This is a genomic window from Paraburkholderia acidisoli (assembly GCF_009789675.1).
Classification (GTDB): Bacteria; Pseudomonadota; Gammaproteobacteria; order Burkholderiales; family Burkholderiaceae; genus Paraburkholderia; species Paraburkholderia acidisoli.
This window is the reverse complement of sequence record NZ_CP046913.1, coordinates 1,615,036-1,634,288: the sequence shown is the minus strand read 5'-3', so window position 1 is coordinate 1,634,288 and position 19,253 is coordinate 1,615,036. Positions and strand designations below refer to the sequence as shown.

14 protein-coding genes are annotated in these 19,253 nt (G+C 67.2%); 4 read left to right on the top strand and 10 right to left on the bottom strand.

Annotated elements, in window-relative coordinates; translation table 11 throughout:
• Nucleotides 1-2: 2 nt before the first annotated feature.
• Entirely contained in the window at nucleotides 3-350 is a 348-nt protein-coding gene (locus FAZ98_RS07070; RefSeq protein ID WP_158950111.1) for a hypothetical protein, read from the bottom strand.
• A 165-nt stretch (nucleotides 351-515) separates the two neighbouring features.
• Nucleotides 516-1,274, bottom strand: a complete 759-nt coding sequence (locus tag FAZ98_RS07065) for an arylesterase (RefSeq protein WP_233272576.1) — start codon at nucleotides 1,272-1,274, stop codon at nucleotides 516-518.
• 6 nt (nucleotides 1,275-1,280) lie between these two features.
• Here FAZ98_RS07065 and FAZ98_RS07060 point away from each other — a divergent pair, with 6 nt between their 5' ends.
• On the top strand, nucleotides 1,281-2,030 hold the full coding sequence (locus tag FAZ98_RS07060) for an ABC transporter ATP-binding protein (protein WP_158950109.1): 750 nt from the start codon (nucleotides 1,281-1,283) through the stop codon (nucleotides 2,028-2,030).
• Nucleotides 2,031-2,073: 43 nt separating this feature from the next.
• On the opposite strand, the gene pgi is transcribed toward FAZ98_RS07060, so the two are convergent.
• The 3 genes from pgi to FAZ98_RS07045 form a co-directional block, all read right to left on the bottom strand.
• The gene (gene pgi / locus FAZ98_RS07055) at nucleotides 2,074-3,693 is read right to left on the bottom strand and encodes a glucose-6-phosphate isomerase (RefSeq protein WP_158950107.1); all 1,620 of its coding nucleotides are present in this window, start codon (nucleotides 3,691-3,693) and stop codon (nucleotides 2,074-2,076) included.
• Nucleotides 3,694-4,046: 353 nt separating this feature from the next.
• The gene (locus tag FAZ98_RS07050) at nucleotides 4,047-5,657 is read right to left on the bottom strand and encodes an NAD(P)H-hydrate dehydratase (protein ID WP_158950105.1); all 1,611 of its coding nucleotides are present in this window, start codon (nucleotides 5,655-5,657) and stop codon (nucleotides 4,047-4,049) included.
• Between the two features lie 259 nt (nucleotides 5,658-5,916).
• Nucleotides 5,917-7,212, bottom strand: coding sequence for an FAD-dependent oxidoreductase (locus FAZ98_RS07045; protein WP_158950103.1), 1,296 nt, complete (start codon nucleotides 7,210-7,212; stop codon nucleotides 5,917-5,919).
• Nucleotides 7,213-7,716: 504 nt separating this feature from the next.
• Between FAZ98_RS07045 and purL the strand changes: the two genes are divergently transcribed.
• Nucleotides 7,717-11,793 (top strand): phosphoribosylformylglycinamidine synthase, encoded by a 4,077-nt coding sequence (purL, locus tag FAZ98_RS07040; RefSeq protein ID WP_158950101.1) that lies wholly within the window; start codon nucleotides 7,717-7,719, stop codon nucleotides 11,791-11,793.
• A gap of 177 nt (nucleotides 11,794-11,970) precedes the next feature.
• Complete coding sequence (locus FAZ98_RS07035) at nucleotides 11,971-13,113, top strand: Fic family protein (RefSeq protein WP_158950099.1); 1,143 nt, start codon at nucleotides 11,971-11,973, stop codon at nucleotides 13,111-13,113.
• Nucleotides 13,114-13,212: 99 nt separating this feature from the next.
• Here FAZ98_RS07035 and FAZ98_RS07030 read toward each other — a convergent pair whose 3' ends face one another.
• From FAZ98_RS07030 to FAZ98_RS07010, 5 genes are all read right to left on the bottom strand, one after another.
• Entirely contained in the window at nucleotides 13,213-13,992 is a 780-nt protein-coding gene (locus FAZ98_RS07030) for a peptidylprolyl isomerase (protein ID WP_158950097.1), read from the bottom strand.
• Between the two features lie 54 nt (nucleotides 13,993-14,046).
• Nucleotides 14,047-14,355 carry a BolA family protein gene (locus tag FAZ98_RS07025; RefSeq protein ID WP_158950095.1) on the bottom strand — a complete coding sequence of 103 codons (309 nt, stop codon included), beginning with the start codon at nucleotides 14,353-14,355 and terminating at the stop codon, nucleotides 14,047-14,049.
• Nucleotides 14,352-14,885 carry a septation protein A gene (locus FAZ98_RS07020; protein WP_158950093.1) on the bottom strand — a complete coding sequence of 178 codons (534 nt, stop codon included), beginning with the start codon at nucleotides 14,883-14,885 and terminating at the stop codon, nucleotides 14,352-14,354. Before FAZ98_RS07020 ends, FAZ98_RS07025 begins: the two co-directional genes overlap by 4 nt.
• 129 nt (nucleotides 14,886-15,014) lie before the next feature.
• Entirely contained in the window at nucleotides 15,015-15,434 is a 420-nt protein-coding gene (gene msrB, locus FAZ98_RS07015; protein ID WP_158950091.1) for a peptide-methionine (R)-S-oxide reductase MsrB, read from the bottom strand.
• A gap of 55 nt (nucleotides 15,435-15,489) precedes the next feature.
• Nucleotides 15,490-17,103 carry a protein adenylyltransferase SelO gene (locus tag FAZ98_RS07010; protein ID WP_158950089.1) on the bottom strand — a complete coding sequence of 538 codons (1,614 nt, stop codon included), beginning with the start codon at nucleotides 17,101-17,103 and terminating at the stop codon, nucleotides 15,490-15,492.
• 144 nt (nucleotides 17,104-17,247) lie between these two features.
• Here FAZ98_RS07010 and FAZ98_RS07005 point away from each other — a divergent pair, with 144 nt between their 5' ends.
• Nucleotides 17,248-18,987, top strand: coding sequence for a 3-(methylthio)propionyl-CoA ligase (locus tag FAZ98_RS07005; protein ID WP_158950087.1), 1,740 nt, complete (start codon nucleotides 17,248-17,250; stop codon nucleotides 18,985-18,987).
• Nucleotides 18,988-19,253: the final 266 nt, after the last annotated feature.

The following is a 19,253-nucleotide window of genomic DNA, read 5'->3' as shown; positions in this document are numbered from 1 at the left end:
GATTACAGGCAGCCGCTGATGTCGCTCGTGGCGTCGCCGCCCGCCGCGCCGCCGGCACGGTAGCCGACCCACGTCTTCGCGCTGGCGTTCCAGGCGGGACGAACGATCGCCGCGGCGCCGTTAGGCGGTTGCTGGCCCGGCACGTAGACGTCGATCGCCTGGTCGTTGGCGAGCGCGTCCTGCGAGACGACTTGTTGTTGCGACTTGTCTGCCCACTTGTGCGCGATACATTGCGCGACGGCAGCCGGCGGTTGCTGGCTCGTGCCAACGGATTGCGTTCCGCTCGGCATCGGCTGATTGGCGCACGCAGCCAACGCTGCGGTAACGACAATGAGAGGTAAATATTTCACGTTTTCTTCCTCCAGTCAGGGTCGGTCGGATGTTAGACAAGCAAAGCCTGTCTGGCGCAAACCGTGGCTGGGGCGTAAGGCACCACCGCCGTTGCCTGCCAGCAGGCGTCGCAACGTGCAGTGGATTCGCGAGAACAGGCGCCGGGCGGGGACGCCACAGCCACGTCAGTGCCGAACGCCGCCGTTATCGAGCAGCGGCTTGAGTGTCGGCCACACGTTAGCGAGGAGCAAGGGTTGTGCCTGTTGGGTCGGATGCATCTGATCCGCCTGGAAAAGCTCCGGTTTGTCGGCGAGACCGGCCAGCAGGAAGGGCACGAGCGGCACGTTCAACTCTTTTGCCAATTGCCCGTACAGTGCGTGGAATTTTTGCGTGTAATCCGGCCCGTAATTCGGTGGCACGTACATGCCGACAAGCACCGGTCGCGCGTTGCCCTTGCGCACCTGGGCGATGATGGCGCGCAGATTGCTCTCCGTCGTGGCGAGCGGCACGCCGCGCAGTGCGTCGTTGGCGCCCAGTTCGATCACGACGATGGCGGGCTTGATCCGCTGCATCACGAGCGGCAGCCGCGCGAGTCCGCCGCTGGTCGTGTCGCCGCTGATGCTCGTATTCGCGACGCTATAATCGATCCGCTCGCTGGCGAGGCGCTGGCGCAGCAACGCGACCCAGCCCGTATCGCGTGGCAGGCCGTATTCGGCGGAGAGGCTGTCGCCGAGCACGGCAATCGCGGGCTTCGCGGCGACGGCGGTACCCGGGGCCGCGTTGGCGGTGGGCGTGGCGGTGGCGGCAAGTGCGGCCTGCGGTGCGGCGCTCAAGGCGAGCGCGCAAGCGGCCGAAGCCACGGAGAACCAGAAGGCGGAGAGAGAAGTGCGGGCGGTGCGCTGCGAGGCGCGCTGCGGATTCACGGCTAACCTGTGCGTCATCATGTGCGAATGAATAGCGATCCAGTCATCGAAGTACGGGGTTTGAGCAAACGCGTCACCGACGCCACGGGTGAATTGACGATACTCGACGGCATCGATCTCACGGTCGAAGCGGGCAGCAGCGTGGCGATCGTGGGCGCCTCGGGTTCCGGCAAATCCACGCTGCTCGGCCTGCTCGCGGGCCTCGACAGCGCCAGTGCAGGTTCCGTGCGCCTGCTCGGCAACGAACTCACCGGCATGGCCGAGGACCAGCGCGCGGCGCTGCGCAACGGCTCGGTCGGCTTCGTGTTTCAGTCTTTCCAGTTGATGCCGCATCTCAACGCGCTGGAGAACGTCGCGTTGCCGCTCGAACTCCAGGGCGGCATTGCCACGCGCGAGGCGTTCGCCCGCTCGCGCGCGCTGCTCGAACGCGTGGGTCTCGCCGAACGCACCAGTCATTATCCGAAGCTGCTTTCGGGCGGCGAGCAACAACGCGTTGCGCTTGCGCGCGCGTTCGTCACGCGCCCAGCGGTTTTGTTCGCCGACGAACCTACGGGCAGTCTCGACGCCGCCACGGGTCATGCGGTAATCGACCTGATGTTCGAACTCAATCGCGCGAACGGCGCCACGCTCGTGCTCGTTACGCACGACATCGACCTCGCGCAGCGTTGCGATGCCATCGTGACGATCGAGGCGGGCCGTCGCGTGCCGAATGCGCCGCATAGCGTGCACGGCGCCGCTTCTTCCTACGACGCGAGCAAGGTCGAAGCCGGCCGCTGATTCAGCGTGCTGATCGCGCGCGCCGGCTTCGTGGTCGTCGCGTTCAGCGCTTGAGCGCCGCGCGGGCCCGCGCGATCAGCGCGGACGTCGACGAATCGTGTTGCTTGACTTCGGCGCCCGGCGCGGTGAGGTCGGCCTCGACCACCTTGCCGAGAATCTTGCCGAGTTCCACGCCCCACTGGTCGAACGAGTTGATGTCCCACACCGTGCCCTGCACGAGCACCTTGTGCTCGTAGAGCGCGATGAGCGCGCCGAGCGAACGCGCCGTGAGCGCGTCCACCAGCAGCGTGGTGGTCGGACGATTGCCGGGGAACATGATGTGAGGCACGAGTTCGGGCTTGTCCGGGCCGGCCACCTTGCGCGCTTCTTCCTCGGTGCGGCCGAGCATCAGCGCCTCGCTCTGCGCGAAGCAGTTCGCGAGCAGCTTGGGATGATGATCGCCAAGCGGATGCTCGGGCGTGAGCACCGCGATGAAGTCGATCGGCACGAGTGTCGTGCCCTGGTGCAGCATCTGGAAGAACGCGTGCTGGCCGTTCGTGCCCGGCTCGCCCCACGTGATCGCCGAGGTGGCGTAATCGACGAACTTGCCGTCGAGGCGCGCCTGCTTGCCGTTGCTCTCCATCTCCAGTTGCTGGAGATACGAAGGCAGGAAGTGCAGCGCTTCCGAATACGGCGCGACCAGATAGCTTTGCGAGCCGAAGAAGTTGCGATACCAGATGCCGATCATGCCGAGCAGCACCGGCAGATTCTTCTCGAGCGGCGCGGTGCGGAAGTGCTCGTCCATGTCGTGCGCGCCCGCGAGCAGTTCGTCGAACTGCTTCGGCCCAATCGCGATCATGATCGACAGACCCACGGCCGACCACAGCGAATAGCGGCCGCCGACCCAGTCCCACATTTCGAACACGTTGTCCCGGGCAATGCCGAACTTCACGACTTCGGCCGGATTCGCCGAGACGCCCACGAAGTGCTTCGCGAGATCGCCTTCGGGACAGCCGTGCTTTACGAACCAGTCGCGCATGGAGCGCGCGTTCGTCATGGTTTCGAGCGTCGTGAAAGTTTTCGAGACGATGATCGCCAGCGTTTCGGCCGGGTCGAGATGCTCGATGGTGCGCCAGAGGTCGGCGCCGTCCACATTCGAGACGAAGTGCGAGGTGATCTCGGGCAGCTCGAGATGCTGCAGCGCGTGCACGACCATCTTCGGGCCGAGATCCGACCCGCCGATGCCGATGTTCACGACGTGGCGAATGCGTTTGCCCGTGTAGCCGGTCCAGGCGCCGCTGCGTACGGCGTCGGCGAACTTCGCCATTTTCGCGCGCTCGGCGGTGATTTCCTTGTGGAACGGCGCGTTGGCTTCCGTCGCGCGCAGCGCGGTATGCAGCACGGCGCGGCCTTCGGTCGGGTTCACGATCTCGCCTTTGAACATGGCGTCGCGGCGTGCCTCGACGCCGGCTTCGCGCGCGAGTTGCACGAGCAGCTCGAGCGTGGCGTCGGTGATGCGGTTCTTCGAGAGATCGGCGCCAATGCCGCCGCCTGAGAACGTGAAGCGTTCGGCGCGCGTGGGTGCGGTGTCGTTGGCGGGCGCGAACCAGTCACGCAGCTTTTCGTCGCGGATCTGTTCGTAGTGCGTCTGTAGCGCGGACCAGGTGGGGAGCGGATTCGTCATGTTCGTCTAGCGAGGGATCACGAATGGAGGGCGGCGTGCGCAGAGCGCCGGTCAGGCGTTCGCGCGACGCGCGCCGCGGGGAAGCGCAGCGGCCTCGGATGAGAGGCGGGCAGCGAAGAGAGTCAGTATAGCGGTCTCGTGCGTCACTGCGCAGCGGTGGTGCCGCGGGCTCGCGAGTGGCGCGTCGAGGCATGCCGACCAGCAATCGACATGCCCCGCAGTCGACCCGCATCGGCATACGGCGATGTTTGCTGACGAGACGATGCGCGACGAGACCAGACGAAACGCGCGACGCTGACAAGGCGCCGACAAGACTGACGTTTCGTTATTCACGCTTCGTCATTCAGGCTTCGTCATTCAGGCTTCGGCGCGTAGAACAGGCGGTTCACGAGACGGCGCACCATCGGCGCGAGTTCGCCCGCCGTGAGTCCCGCGGGACCGTCGCCTTGCGCGCACAAGGTATCGGCGGCGAGGCCGTGCAGATACACGCCCGCGAGCGCGGCTTCGAACGGCGGCAGACGCTGCGCGAGCAATGCGCCGATCATGCCGCCGAGCACGTCGCCGGTGCCGCCCGTCGCGAGTCCGGCATTGCCGGTGGGATTGACCACGACGCGGCCGTCGGGCGCGGCGATCACCGTGCCGCTGCCCTTGAGCACGGCGACGGCCGCGTACCGCGCGGCGAGCGCGCGCGCCGCCGCGAGCCGGTCGCGCTGCACGGCGGCGGTGTCGCAGCCGAGCAGGCGCGCGGCTTCGAGCGGATGTGGCGTGAGCACGCAGGGCATGCCGCGCGCCGCCGCCGATTGCGCGACGTGCGCCGCGAGCGCTTCGTCGCGCGAAACGAGGTTGAGCGCGTCGGCGTCGAGCAGAACGGGCACCGGAAGTTGCACGATCGTATCGACGAGTTGCCGCGCCGACGCGCTGCCGCCCATGCCGCAACCGGCCGCGACGGCGTCCATCGCGTCGAGCGCGAGCGTGCGCGCGGCATGCAGCATCAGTTCGGGGTGGGGCGCGTCGTAGGGCGGCGCGTCGCTGCCGAGAAAGCCCACGTGAACTTTGCCCGCGCCCGTGAGCAAGGCGGCGCGCGCGGCGAGGATCGGCGCGCCGCACATGCCGGTGTCGCCGCCCACCACGGCGAGCGTGCCGAAGGTGCCCTTGTGGGTCGCGAAGTCGCGCGCGGGCAGCGCGGCGGCGAACAGCGCGGGCGCGTTCAGGCGTGCGGCGTTGTCGGTGTGATCGGCATGCAGCGCGGCATCCAGCCCGATCGGCGCGATCGTCACCGCGCCCGCGTAATCGCGCCCCACGCCCGTGTACAAACCGGGTTTCGCGGCGATGAACGTCACGGTATGGGTCGCGCGCACGGCCGGCCCCTCGCCGACGATCGTGCCCGTGTTGCTGTCCAGGCCGCTCGGCACGTCGAGCGCGAGCACGTGGCCGCCGCGCGCGGCGCGTTGCGAGAGCCGCGTGGCGATCCCGGCGAAGGTGCCGTCGAGCGCGCGTGCGAGGCCGATGCCGAACAGACCGTCGACGAGCCAGCCGTAAGCGTCGAACGAGGCGGGCGGCGCGGCGGCGATCGGCACGCCCGCCGCGCGAGCTACGCCCAGCGCCCAGCGCGCGTCGTCGGGTTTGACTTCGACGGGCATGCAGACTTCGACCGCCACGCCCGCGCGATGCAATTCCGTGGCGAGCACGAGCGCGTCGCCGCCGTTGTTGCCCGGACCGGCCGCGATCCACACGGGTTGCGTCGACACGGACGAGGGCGCGTGCGCGAGCCGTTCGCGCAGAAAATGCGCGGCAGCGGCGCCCGCGCGCGCCATCAGCGTATTGGCGGGCAGCGCGGCCTGAGCGGCGTGCTCGACCGCGCGCAATGGCTCGACGGCGAGCAGCGCGACGGCGCGATCATGGGGATTGACGAGCAGGGGCGGTGCGGCGAAATGCGCGGAGGAGGAAAACGGGGCGTCTGTCATGGCGAGCGACCGGGCTGAGCGTGAGCGGGCGAAGCGTGAGCGTGGATCGGCTTCGCAACGATACCCGAGCGGTTCGCAGCGGGCGTGCCACGCGCTCGCGGGTCGGTCGGCGAACGAGGGCGGTGGCGCCCCGCTCGCCGTTGTCGCGTGACGCGGCCGTGATGCCATACCGACTGCAATACCGAGGCGACTTCGTAACGCTCACGTCGCGACGCGCCGCGGCGTCACGGCATCGAACGAAATCCGGCCAGAGCCGGACTTAATCGCGCCCCGGCCAGAGCGCCTGAATGGTTTCGGCGGGCAGATCCGGCGCGCTGTTCGACACCTGCTGCGCGATCAGCTTCGCCGAGCCGAGCGCGAGCGCCCAGCCGGCCGGGCCGTGGCCCGCGTTCACGAAGAGGCGCGGGTGTCCCACGTTGCCGACCGCCGGCAGGCCGTCGGCGGACAGCAGCTTCACGCCTTCCCACGCGAGCGCGGCGGAAATGCGCGCGGCGCCCGGCGCCCAGTCGCGCGAGGCTTCCCCGAGCAGCGCCAGCGCGTCTTCGGTGACGGATTCGGGCAGCGCTTCGTCCACTTCCTTCTCGCGCAGCAGCACGGCCGCGCCCGAGATCCGCAGCCGGTGATTCATGCGCGTGATGACGATGCGCTTGCCCGCATCGACGATCGTGCCGTGCGGCACGCACTCTTCGTGCGCGACCGGCGAATTGAGTGTGTGCATGCGCAACGGGTACGCCGGCAGCTTGAGCCCGAATGGCGCGAGCAAATGCGGCGTCTGCGCGCCCGCCGCGACCACCACCGCGTCCGCCGACATGACGTCGACGTCGCGCGAGCGGCCGGCTTCGTTCGGCTGCGGTGCGAGATCGACGGCCGCGCGCTGGCTTTCCACGCGGATCGCCGTGACTTCGCGGCCGGTCACGAACTGCACGCCGCCCTGGGTGTCGAGCACCTGCTTGAGCAGCTTCACGAACAACGGGCAATTGGCCACGCGGCCGTTCTCGAAGCGCACGCCGCCCGCGAAAGGCGGATCGGCGGGAATCGCGGCGTCGAACGCCACGCATTCGGCGGGCGAGAGCGCATGGTGCGGCGTCTCGAACTGGCGCAGCAGTTCGAGCGCGGGCTGCGTGAGCGACCATTCGTCGTTGCCGCGCACGAGATAGAGCAGGCCGTCGCGCTGTTCGTATTCGAGCTGAAAGCGTCCGTCGATGTCGTCGAGTTCGGCCTGCGCCGAGTCGATCAGCGGCCGCAGCAACGCATAGCGCGCCTCGAAGGCTTCCGAGCCGTGCAGCGCGCCGAGCCGCTTGGTGAACGCGTGCGCCTGGCCGCGCCAGCCCGCCTTGCTGATGACGCCGCCCGACGACTGCCGGCCGTGGCGCAGGAAGGTGGGACCGAACCAGACGTCGAGCGGCGTGGGCAACACCACGCCGCTGTGGCCGTAGGTGGCGCCTTGCGCCACGGTGGCGTGGCGTTCGATCACGCAGACGCGATGCCCGGCCGCGCGCAGCTGGTAGGCGGTGGCGATGCCGGCGATTCCGCCGCCGATGACGATGACATCCATGACGATACGATCTGCAGGCAGGCGACGCGCGCTCGAACGAGGGCGACCGGCCGATGGTGGGGCATGCGGCGCGCGAGCGTTGCCGTGAACGCGCCGATCAGATGAAACGAAGTGCGCAATGATAGCAGCCAAACCGCCCCTATCGCCATGAAGCGGCAAGCGGGGCGCGGCTCAGGGGGCAGGCGCGGGTCCGCTTGTCGGCCGCGGCCCGGGCCGCGCGCCGCTCCTTTCATGCTAGTCGCATTTATCGCAAAACGGGAGCTATGCCGTGCGAGGCAGCGCGATACGGCCGTTGCATCGTCCCGAAATTAGGCCGCGAACGGGCTCCGAAAGCGCGCGCCGCGAGGCTGGCAGGGCGGTCAGGAAGGGGTATCCGGGTTATAATCGCGGTCTTCCTTCGCCTGACCTTCGCCGCCCGAGCGCGACGCATCGCCACCTTGCGACGCCCGCGCGCACCGCGAAGCCGCGACGCAACCCGACGCAAATCACGCAACGCCCCAGTCCATGGCCCACTTCTCGTGTTTCCCCGGTGCTTCGGCCCTTTCCGACTTCCGTCAGACCCGCCTGCTCGAAACGCTCCAGCGTATCGACGCCAACATCGTCGGCGTGCACGGCCAGTATCTGCATTTCGTCAATTCGGCCACGCCGCTTTCCGCTGAAGACAGCGCGAAGATCGAAGCGCTGATGCACTACGGCGCGCCGTTCGCGGCCCCGCAGGAGCGCGCCAACGCGGCGACCTTCCTCGTGGTGCCGCGCTTCGGCACGGTGTCGCCGTGGGCGAGCAAAGCCACCGACATCGCGCATCACTGCGGTCTGGAAGGCGTGCGCCGCATCGAGCGCGGCATCGAGTACACGGTGGAGCTGAAGTCGGGTCTGCTCGGCAAGAAAACGCTTTCGGACGAAGCGCGCGTCGCCGTGGCCGAAGCGCTGCACGACCGCATGACCGAAAACGTGGCGCCTTCGCGCGACGCGGCGCTGCATCTGTTCGACGAACTGCCGGCGCGTCCGATGCAGACCGTCGACGTGCTCGGCCAGGGCCGCACGGCGCTGGAAGCCGCCAACGGCGAACTGGGCCTCGCGCTCGCCGACGACGAAATCGACTATCTCGTGGACGCGTTCAGGAAGCTCGAGCGCAACCCGACCGACGTCGAACTGATGATGTTCGCGCAGGCCAACAGCGAGCACTGCCGCCACAAGATCTTCAACGCGAGCTGGACCATCGACGGCAAAGAGCAGGACATGTCGCTGTTCGCGATGATCCGCAACACGGAGAAGATGAGCCCGCAGGGCACCATCGTCGCGTATTCGGACAACTCGTCGATCATGGAAGGCGCGATCGCGGAACGCTGGTTCCCGCGCAAGGCTCATGAAGGCGGCAAGCCGGGCGAACAGTACGGCCGTCACACCGAACTCACGCACACGCTGATGAAGGTGGAGACGCACAACCACCCCACGGCGATCTCGCCGTTCGCGGGCGCGGCCACGGGCTCGGGCGGCGAAATCCGCGACGAAGGCGCGACGGGCCGCGGCGCGCGTCCGAAGGCCGGTCTCACGGGCTTCACGGTGTCGAACCTCGACCTGCCGGAAGCGCGCGAGTCGTGGGAAAACGCCCGCGACGCCGCCACGCCGCTCACGCACCGCAATCCCGCCGACGCGCAGGACGCGACCTACGGCCGCCCGGACCGCATCGCTTCGCCGCTGCAGATCATGATCGACGGCCCGCTCGGCGGCGCCGCGTTCAACAACGAATTCGGCCGCCCGAACCTCGGCGGCTACTTCCGCGTGTACGAGCAAAACGTGGCGGGCACGGTGCGCGGCTACCACAAGCCCATCATGATCGCGGGCGGCATCGGCAATATCAGCGCGCAGCACACGCACAAGCACGATCTGCCGGCCGGCACGCTGCTGATCCAGATCGGCGGCCCCGGCATGCGCATCGGCATGGGCGGCGGCGCGGCCAGCTCCATGGCGACCGGCACCAACACGGCCGAACTCGACTTCGACTCGGTGCAGCGCGGCAATCCGGAAATCGAGCGGCGCGCGCAGGAAGTCATCAACTCGTGCTGGCAGCTGGGCGAAGGCAATCCCATTCTGAGCATCCACGACGTGGGCGCGGGCGGTCTGTCGAACGCTTTCCCGGAACTCGTCGACGGCGCGGATAAAGGCGCGCGCTTCGAACTGCGCAAAGTGCAGCTCGAGGAATCGGGTCTCTCGCCGCGCGAAATCTGGTCGAACGAATCGCAGGAACGCTACGTTCTGGCGATCGCCCCCGCCGATCTGCCCGCGTTCGAGGCGATCTGCACGCGCGAGCGCTGCCCGTTCGCCGTGGTGGGCGTCGCCACGGCCGAGCGCGACCTGAAGCTCGTCGACACCGACGAAAAAGCGCTCGCCGCGAACGGCGGCCATCAGCCCGTCGACATGCCGATGGACATCCTGCTCGGCAAGCCGCCGCGCATGCACCGCGACGTCGAGCACGCGAGCGTCTCGCTCACGCCCGTCGACGTGACCGGCATCGCCTTCGAGGAAGTCGCGAAGCACGTGCTGCGCCATCCCACGGTCGGCAGCAAGTCGTTCCTCATCACCATCGGCGACCGCTCGGTGGGCGGCACCAGCGTGCGCGACCAGATGGTCGGTCCGTGGCAGGTGCCGGTGGCCGACTGCGCGATCACCACGCTCGACTACGCGGGCTACAAGGGCGAGGCGATGACGATGGCCGAGCGCACGCCGCTCGCCGTGATCGACGCGCCCGCATCGGGCCGCATGGCCGTGGGCGAGGCGATCACCAACATCGCCAGCGCGCCGATCCAGTCGCTCGACAAGCTCAAGCTCTCCGCCAACTGGATGGCCGCGTGCGGCGCGCCGGGCGAAGACGCCGCGCTCTACGACACCGTAAAGGCGATCGGCATGGAACTGTGCCCGGCGCTCGGTATCGGCATTCCGGTGGGCAAGGATTCGCTCTCCATGCGCACGAAGTGGAACGACGAGGGCGTGGCGAAGGAAGTGGTCGCGCCGGTGTCGCTCATCATCTCGGCGTTCGCGCCGGTGGAAGACGTGCGCCGCCATCTCACGCCGCAACTGCGCCGTGCCGACGAAGTGGGCGAGACCGTGCTGATCGGCATCGACCTGGGCCGCGGCAAGAACCGTCTCGGCGGCAGCATCTTCGCGCAGGTCACGCAGCAGGTCGGCGACGCCGTGCCCGACGTGGACAGCGCCGAAGACCTGAAGCAGTTCTTCACGGCCATCCAGCATCTGAACGCGAACGAGCAACTGCTCGCGTACCACGACCGTTCGGACGGCGGTTTCTGGGCCACGGTGTGCGAAATGGCGTTCGCGGGCCACACGGGCGTGTCGCTCAACGTCGACATGCTCACGCTCGACACCGACCACGAGTCCGATTTCGGCGACGCCAAGGACTGGGCGAAGCAAACGAGCGGCCGCCGCGAAGACCGCACGCTGCGCGCGCTGTTCTCGGAAGAACTCGGCGCCGTGATCCAGGTGCCCGCGCAACAACGCGACGCCGTGTTCGGCGTGCTGCGCCAATACGGTTTGTCGGCGTGCTCGCATGTGATCGGCGCGCTCAACGACCGCGACTCGGTCGAAATCTACCGCGACGCGAAGCGCATCTACGCCGAACCGCGCGCCGAGCTGCAACGCGCGTGGAGCGAAGTGAGCTGGCGCATCGCGCGCCTGCGCGACAACCCCGCCTGCGCCGACGCCGAATACGACGCACTGAAGGACGCCGCCGACCCCGGCATGCAGCCGCATCTCACGTTCGATTCGTCGGAAGACGTGGCCGCGCCGTTCATCGGCAAGGGTGCGCGCCCGCGCGTGGCGATCCTGCGCGAGCAGGGCGTGAACTCGCATCTGGAAACCGCGTATGCGTTCGACCGCGCGGGCTTCGACGCGCACGACGTGCACATGAGCGATCTGCTCGAAGGCCGCGCCACCCTTGCCGACTTCGCGGGCGCGGTGGCCTGCGGCGGCTTCTCGTACGGCGACGTGCTGGGCGCGGGCGAAGGCTGGGCCAAGACGATCCGCTTCAACGCGCAGCTCGCCGACATGTTCGCGGCGTTCTTCGCGCGCAAGGACACCTTCGCGCTCGGTATCTGCAACGGCTGCCAGATGCTTTCGAGCCTCGCTTCGATGATTCCGGGCGCCGAAGCCTGGCCGAAGTTCACGCGCAACAAGTCGGAGCAGTTCGAGGCGCGCTTCTCGCTCGTCGAAGTGCAAAGCTCGCCGTCGATCTTCTTCAACGGCATGGAAGGCTCGCGCATTCCCGTGGCGGTCGCGCACGGCGAGGGCTTTGCCGACTTCTCGCAGCAGGGCGATATCTCGAAGGTGGCGGTGGCCATGCGCTTCGTCGACCATCGCGGCCAGGCGACCGAAGGCTACCCGTTCAACCCGAACGGCTCGCCGCAAGGCATCACCTCGGTCACGACCGCCGACGGCCGCTTCACCGTGCTGATGCCGCACACCGAGCGCGTGCAGCGCACGGTCACGATGAGCTGGCACCCCGAAGCCTGGGGCGAGGCGAGCCCGTGGATGCGCGCCTTCCAGAACGCGCGCAAGTGGCTCGGCTAATGCCTTGACGTGCCGCTACGGCGACAACCCCGGCTGTGTCCTACGTGGATGCGCCGGGGTTTTTTCTTGGCCGACGACCAACCCGCGCGCCTCGTTGCGGTGAATCGCGCCCTTATTCGCCGCAAAAAACGCGGCGAATAAATGGCGTGTGCGGCGAATCCGCGGCATAATCACCGCATGAATCGCGGCGAATACACTTATCTCTGGGAAGCGAGCGACTGGCCCGCATGGCGCTACGACCTCGCGCAACTGGCCGGGCCCATGGCCGAGGCGAGTCGTGCGCAGGGTCTGCTGATGGGCCGGCTCGCCGACGTGGGCATGGCGTTGCGCGACGAGGCGAGTCTCGCGGCGCTCACCGAGGACGTCGTCAAGACCAGCGAGATCGAGGGCGAGCATCTGAACGTGGCATCCGTGCGCTCGTCCATTGCGCGGCGGCTGGGTGTGGACATCGGCGCGCTCGCGCCCGTGGATCGGCATGTGGAAGGTGTCGTGGAAATGGTGATCGACGCCACCACGAACAGCGCCGCGCCGCTCACGCGCGAGCGCCTGTTCGGCTGGCACGCGGCGTTGTTTCCCACGGGCTATTCGGGGCTCGCGCGCATCGACGTGGGCACGTGGCGCGACGACGCCAGCGGGCCGATGCAGGTGGTGTCCGGGCCTATCGGCCGCCAGCGCGTGCATTTCGAGGCGCCGCCCGCGCCGCGTCTGGAAGCGGAAATGCAGCGCTTTCTCGCATGGGTCAATGCGCGCGACACCACGAGCGCGAGCGAGCCGCCGCTGATCCGCGCGGGTCTCGCGCACCTCTGGTTCGTGACGATCCACCCGTTCGACGACGGCAACGGCCGCGTCGCGCGCGCGATCGGCGACCTGCTGCTCGCGCGGGCCGAGCACAGCTCGCAGCGCTTCTACAGCCTTTCCGCGCAGATCCAGCGCGAGCGCAAGGCGTACTACGAGATCCTCGAGCGCACGCAAAAAACCTCGATGGACGTCACGCCCTGGCTCGCGTGGTTTCTCGCCACGCTGCGCCGCGCCGTGGACGAGGCACAGCTCACGCTCGACGCCGTGCTCGCCAAGGCGCGGTTCTGGCAGCGCTGGGCCGCCACGCCGTTCAACGAGCGCCAGGCGAAACTCGTCAACAAGCTGCTCGACGGCTTCGAAGGCAAGCTCAACACGAGCAAGTGGGCCGCGATCGCGAGGTGTTCGTCGGACACGGCGCTGCGCGACATCAACGATCTGGTCGCGCGCGGCGTGTTGCGTAAGGCGGAAGGCGGTGGGCGCAGCACGAACTACGAGTTGAACGAAGCGCCGCCGCCGCAGTGATGGAGCCGGACGCCGGAATGCAAAAAGCCCCGCAAAAGCGGGGCTTTTTCAATCGTGACGCGCCGAAGCGTGCCGAAGCACGCCCGAGCAACGTTGGCGTTACTGAATCTTCGCTTGCTTGCGCAGATTCTCTTCGAACGCTTGCAGCTTTTCCTGCTGGATCTGCTGAACGATCTGCGGGCGCACCTGTTCGAGCGGCGGCGGCGTGACCGGGCGGATGTCGTCCACGCGGATGATGTGCCAGCCGAACTGCGTGTGCACCGGCGTATCCGTGATCTGGCCTTTCTGCAGATGCGTGGCCGCGTTCGCGAATTCCGGCACGTAGGCCTTCGGGTCCGACCAGTCGAGGTCGCCGCCGTTCTTCGCCGAGCCCGGGTCCTTCGAGTACTGCTTCGCGAGGTCTTCGAAGCTCGCGCCGGCCTTGATCTTCGCGATCAGATCCTTCGCCTGCTGCTCGTTGTCGACGAGGATGTGGTGCAGGTGGTATTCGTTGCCGCCCGCGTCCTTCGTCAGCTGGTCATAGCGCGCCTTGACTTCTGCGTCGGTGGGCACGTTGTTCTTCACGAAGTCTTCGATCAGCGCGCGCAGCACGACGGTCTGCTGCGCCACGGCGACTTGCGCCTTCACGTCCGGGCGATTCGGAATGCCGCGGCGCGCCGCTTCCTGCATGAGGATTTCGCGGTTCACGAGTTCTTCGCGCACCGCCGTTTGCAGCTGCGGCGAATCCTGCTGGCCTTGATGCACGAGTTGCTCGACGAGTGCGTCGGCGCGCGCTTTGGGAATCGGCGTGCCGTTCACGACGGCGATATTCTGCGCGAACGCGGGAGCCGCCGCGCAAGCAGCCAGCAACACCCAGAGACGGGTTTTCTTCAAGGTCATCGAAAAGTCCTAACTGAACAAGCGGGAACGTATGAAAAAAGCGAAGAGGCGATGTTAGCGCTGGGCTGCGGCTTCTTCAGGCGTGAGCGCCGTGATCGCGAGCGCGTGAATGCCGCGCTGCATGGCTTCGGCCAGCGCATCATACACCATGCGATGCCTTGCCACGCGGGCTTTCCCCGCGAATGCGGCGGCCACGATCGTGACACTGAAATGACCGCCCGCGGCAGCGCCGGCGTGGCCCGCGTGCTGCGCGCTGTCGTCGCTGATGGTGAGCGACTGGATGGGGGCGAGCGCGGCCGTGAGGCGCGTTTCGATCAGCGCGACGCGCTCGGCGGGACTGGCGTTGAGAAATACGTCGCTCATTCTTCTTCCTTCATGTAACGCGAAAGCCACAGGCTCTGGCCGACGATGAACACCACGAGAATGCCGGTGGCGCCGAACAGCTTGAAGTCGACCCACGCGTCGGTGGAGAAGTGGAACGCGACGAACAGATTGAGAATGCCGAGCAGCGCGAAGAAGATCGACCACACGAAATTGAGCTGCGTCCAGATGCGCGTGGGCAGCGAGATCTGCTTGCCCATCATCGCTTCGATGAGGTTCTTGCCGAACGCCAGTTGCGAGACCAGCAGCACGATCGAGAACGCCCAGTAGAGCACCGTGGGCTTCCACTTGATGAAGGTTTCGTCGTGCAGCATCAGCGTGGCGCCGCCGAACACGACCACGATGCCGAGCGAGAGCCACAGCATGGGGTCGACCTTGCGGTGACGGAAAGCGACCCACGCGATCTGCAGCAGCGTGGCGACGATCGCCACGGCCGTCGCGGTGAAGATGCCCCACACCTTGAACGCGACGAAAAAGAGGATGATCGGAAACAGATCAAACAGAAATTTCATTATCGGCCTGAAAGTAGACGAAAGAGCCTGACGCGTGCGATGCCTGCACGCCGCAAAAAAGGGCGCGACGCGCGAGAGGCGGCGTCGCGCCCTCGGGCGGGCGCTTGCGTGGCTTGCGCGTCGATCAACTCACTTGGGCTCGAATTGTAACGCAGCCGAATTGATGCAATACCGCAGGCCGGTCGGGGCCGGACCGTCTTCGAACACGTGGCCGAGGTGCGCGCCGCAGTTCTTGCAACGCACTTCGATGCGCAGCATGCCGTGCGAGCGGTCGGTTTTTTCCTCGATCACTTCGCCGTCGATCGGGCGGAAATAGCTGGGCCAGCCGCAACCGGCGTCGAATTTCGTGTCCGACTCGAACAGCGGCGTGCCGCAGCACACGCAGTCGTACACGCCGCGATCGAAGTGATCCCAGTACTTGCCCGTGAACGCGCGCTCGGTGGCCGCGTGGCGCGTGACCTGGTATTGCGTCTCGTCGAGCTTGTCGCGCCATTCGGCATCGGGCTGATGGCCGGGGTAGGCGGTGGAGTTGTGGTCGTCCTGGCTCATATCGGGTTCCTTTGACGAAGGGGAAACAGCGAAGACTCGTTATATGGGGGTGCGCTCACGAAGAGCAACTGACTTCGAGCGAACTCGCCCAGTCGGGCGGCAGCGCCGCGTACGAGGCGTGTTCGGGCTGCTCGTCGAACGGACGTTGCAGCACTTGCGCGAGGCGCTCGACTTCGCTGAAGTCCTTCTGCGCCGCGCGCTCGATGGCCGTTTGCGCAAGGTGATTGCGCAGCACGAATTTCGGGTTCACGCGATTCATGGCGGCGGCGCGCGCGGCGTCGTCGCGGGTTTCGTGCGCGAGGCGCGCGCGGTAGTCGCCGGCCCACGCGTCGAACGCCGCGCGATCGAGAAAGAGATCGCGCACCGCGCTGTCGCCGCTCGCATCGTGCTTCGACACGCGCGCGAGATGGCGGAACGTGAGCGTGAAGTCGGCGCGATTCGTGTGCATGATCTCGAACAGCTTGTTCGCGAGCGCGTCGTCGCCGTCCTGCGCGTGTTCGAGACCGAGCTTCGCGCGCATGCGGTCTTCGAGCGCGGGCGCGAAATGGCCCTTGAAGCGTTCGAGCGAGGCCTGCGCGTCGGCGACCACGCGTTCGCCGAGCTTTTTCTCGTCGGCGATGCCGTACTGCGCGCCGAACAGCGGCACGAGCGCCTGCGCGAGGCAAAAGAGATTCCAGTAGCCGATCTGCGGTTGCTGGCGATACGCGTAGCGGCCCTGCGTATCGGAGTGATTGCAGATGTGATTGGCGTCGAAGCCGTCGATGAAACCGAACGGGCCGTAGTCGATCGTGAGACCGAGTATCGACATGTTGTCGGTGTTCATCACGCCATGGCAAAAGCCCACGGCTTGCCATTCGACCATCAGCGCGGCCGTGGTGCGCACGGCTTCGTCGAGCAGCGCGAGATACGGGTCGTCGGCGTCGCGCAACTGCGGATAGAAGCGCGCGATCACGTGATCGGCGAGCGCGCGCAGCGCGTCCACGTCGTCTTGCGAATAGAAGTGCTCGAAATGGCCGAAGCGCACGAAGCTCGGCGCGACGCGCGTGACCACGGCCGCCGTTTCCAGCGTTTCGCGCCGCACCGGCAAGTCCGAACCCGTGACCGCGAGCGCGCGCGTGGTGGGGATGCCGAGGTGATGCATGGCCTCGGAGCAGAGGAATTCGCGGATCGACGAACGCAGCACCGCGCGGCCGTCGCCCATGCGCGAGTAGGGCGTGCGGCCCGCGCCTTTCAGCTGCACTTCATTGCGCATGCCGCCGTGCTCGACCTCGCCGAGCACGAGCGCGCGGCCGTCGCCCAGCTGGCCCGCCCACACGCCGAACTGATGCCCCGAATACACCGACGCGTACGACATCGTCGAGGGCGGACGTTCGCGCGTGAAATTACCGCTGAAGAGCGCCGCGAAGGCGGGATCGGCGGCGGCTTGCGGGGCGAGGCCGAGTTGCGCGGCGACCGGTTGCGACACGCCGATGACATACGGCGAGGGCAGCGGCGCACCGGGCAGCCGCGTGTAGAAACGCGTGCCGAGCGCCGCGAATGAATCCTCGCGCGGCACGGTAAGCGCACGCTCGAAGTCGGCGATCGGGCCGCTCGCGGGCAGCAGCGTTGCGGTGGACGAAGCGGCGGACGTGCCGCCGGAAGAATCGGTAGAGCCTGGTGAAAACGACATATTGAGGGCCTTTTGATTAGCCGATATTGTAAGTCGGCGCCCGCCGGCGTGCTGGAGAGGGCTTCGCCGGTGCAAGGACAATCCGGGACGAGGCAAGGCTTCCACCGCTTTCCCGGCTTTCATCACACAAGGAGAACGCGACCGATGAGTGCGCCGCTGCTGGGTCAAATGATGGACGTGCCGCTCACGGTGTCGTCGCTGATTGCGCACGCCGCGCGCCACCATGGCAGCACCGAAATCGTGTCGCGTCGTATCGAAGGCGATATTCATCGTTATACGTGGCGCGAGTGCGAAACGCGCGCGAAACAGCTCGCGCAGGCGCTCAGGGCGCTCGGCGTGGAGCCCGGCGAGCGCGTGGCCACGCTCGCATGGAATGGCTACCGGCACGTGGAGGCCTATTTCGGCGTGACGGGCTTTGGCGCCGTGTGCCACACCATCAATCCGCGGCTCTTTCCCGAGCAGATCGCGTGGATCGTCAATCATGCCGACGACCGCTACGTGCTGTTCGACACCACGTTCGCGCCGCTCGTCGATCTGCTCGCCACGCAGTGTCCGAATGTGCGCGGCTGGATCGCGCTTTGCGACGAAGCGCATCGCCCGGACCTGCGCACCGAAGTGCGCTGCTACGAAACGCTGCTCGACGCGCAGGACGGCCAGTACGCCTGGCCCGAACTCGACGAGAAGCAGGCCTCGAATCTTTGCTACACCTCGGGCACGACCGGCAATCCGAAAGGCGCGCTGTACACGCACCGCTCGTCGGTGTTGCACGCGTACGCCGCCGCGTTACCCGACGCCATGTCGCTCTCGGCGCGCGACGCCATTCTGCCCGTCGTGCCCATGTTCCATGTGAACGCGTGGGGCATTCCGCACGCCACGGCGCTTGCGGGCACGAAGCTCGTGCTGCCCGGCAAGGATCTCGACGGCAAATCGCTATACGAATTGATGGAAGCCGAACGCGTGACGGCGTCGGCGGGCGTGCCGACCGTCTGGCTCGGGCTGCTCACGTACATGCGCGACGCGGGCGTGCGCTTTTCCACGCTCGAGCGCACGGTGATCGGCGGCTCGGCGTGCCCGCCCGCCATGTTGCGCGCCTTCGAGGACGACTACGGCGTGCAGGTCATTCACGCGTGGGGCATGACGGAGATGTCGCCGCTCGGCACGCTCTCGAAGCTCAACTGGGAGCAGTCGCAGCGCCCGCTCGAGGCGCGCCGCGCGCTGCTCGAAAAGCAGGGCCGCGTGATCTACGGCGTCGACATGAAGATCGTCGGCGACGACGGCCGCGAACTGCCGTGGGACGGCGTCGCGTTCGGCGATCTGCACGTGCGCGGGCCGTGGGTCATCGACCGGTATTTTCGGCAGGACGGCGGCCATGAGAGCGGCCAGGACAGTGCACAGCGCGGCGCCTCGCCGCTCGTGGACGGCTGGTTTCCCACCGGCGACGTCGCGACCATCGACCCCGACGGCTTCCTGCACATCACCGACCGCAGCAAGGACGTGATCAAGTCCGGCGGCGAGTGGATCAGCTCGATCGATCTGGAGAATATCGCCGTGGCGCATCCGGGCATCGCGGAGGCCGCCTGCATCGCGTGCGCGCATCCGCGCTGGACCGAGCGCCCGCTGATCGTCGCCGTGAAGAAGCCGGGCGCCGCCGTCACGCGCGACGAACTGCTCGCGTTCTTCACGGGCAAGGTCGCGAAATGGTGGCTGCCCGACGACGTGACGTTCGTCGACGAATTGCCGCACACGGCCACGGGCAAGCTGCAAAAGCTCAAGCTGCGCGAGCAGTTCCGCGACTACGTGCTGCCCAGCGCGCTCGCGGTGGCGGGCTGTCCGCTCGACGATGAACCGGCGCACGCCGACAAGCCGCTGGCCCAGCGCGAATAGAACGAAGGCACGAGTCACGTACGCATCACGTACGCGTCACGTACGCATCACGCAGGTATTCACGCGCACCGGACCGTGCGCACCGCTTCTCCGGCGCAGCCTCTGGCTGCGTTTTTTTTGCCTGCGTTTTCATGCCGATGGCGCGAGCCACGGGCCCGCGCGCTCCAGCCGGACCGACACGCTCGGTACAAACCCTGGCGTGCGCAGTGCAGCATTGAAATTGAACGAACGTTCTTTTTTATGTATCCTGCCGTCTGACGGGGAAT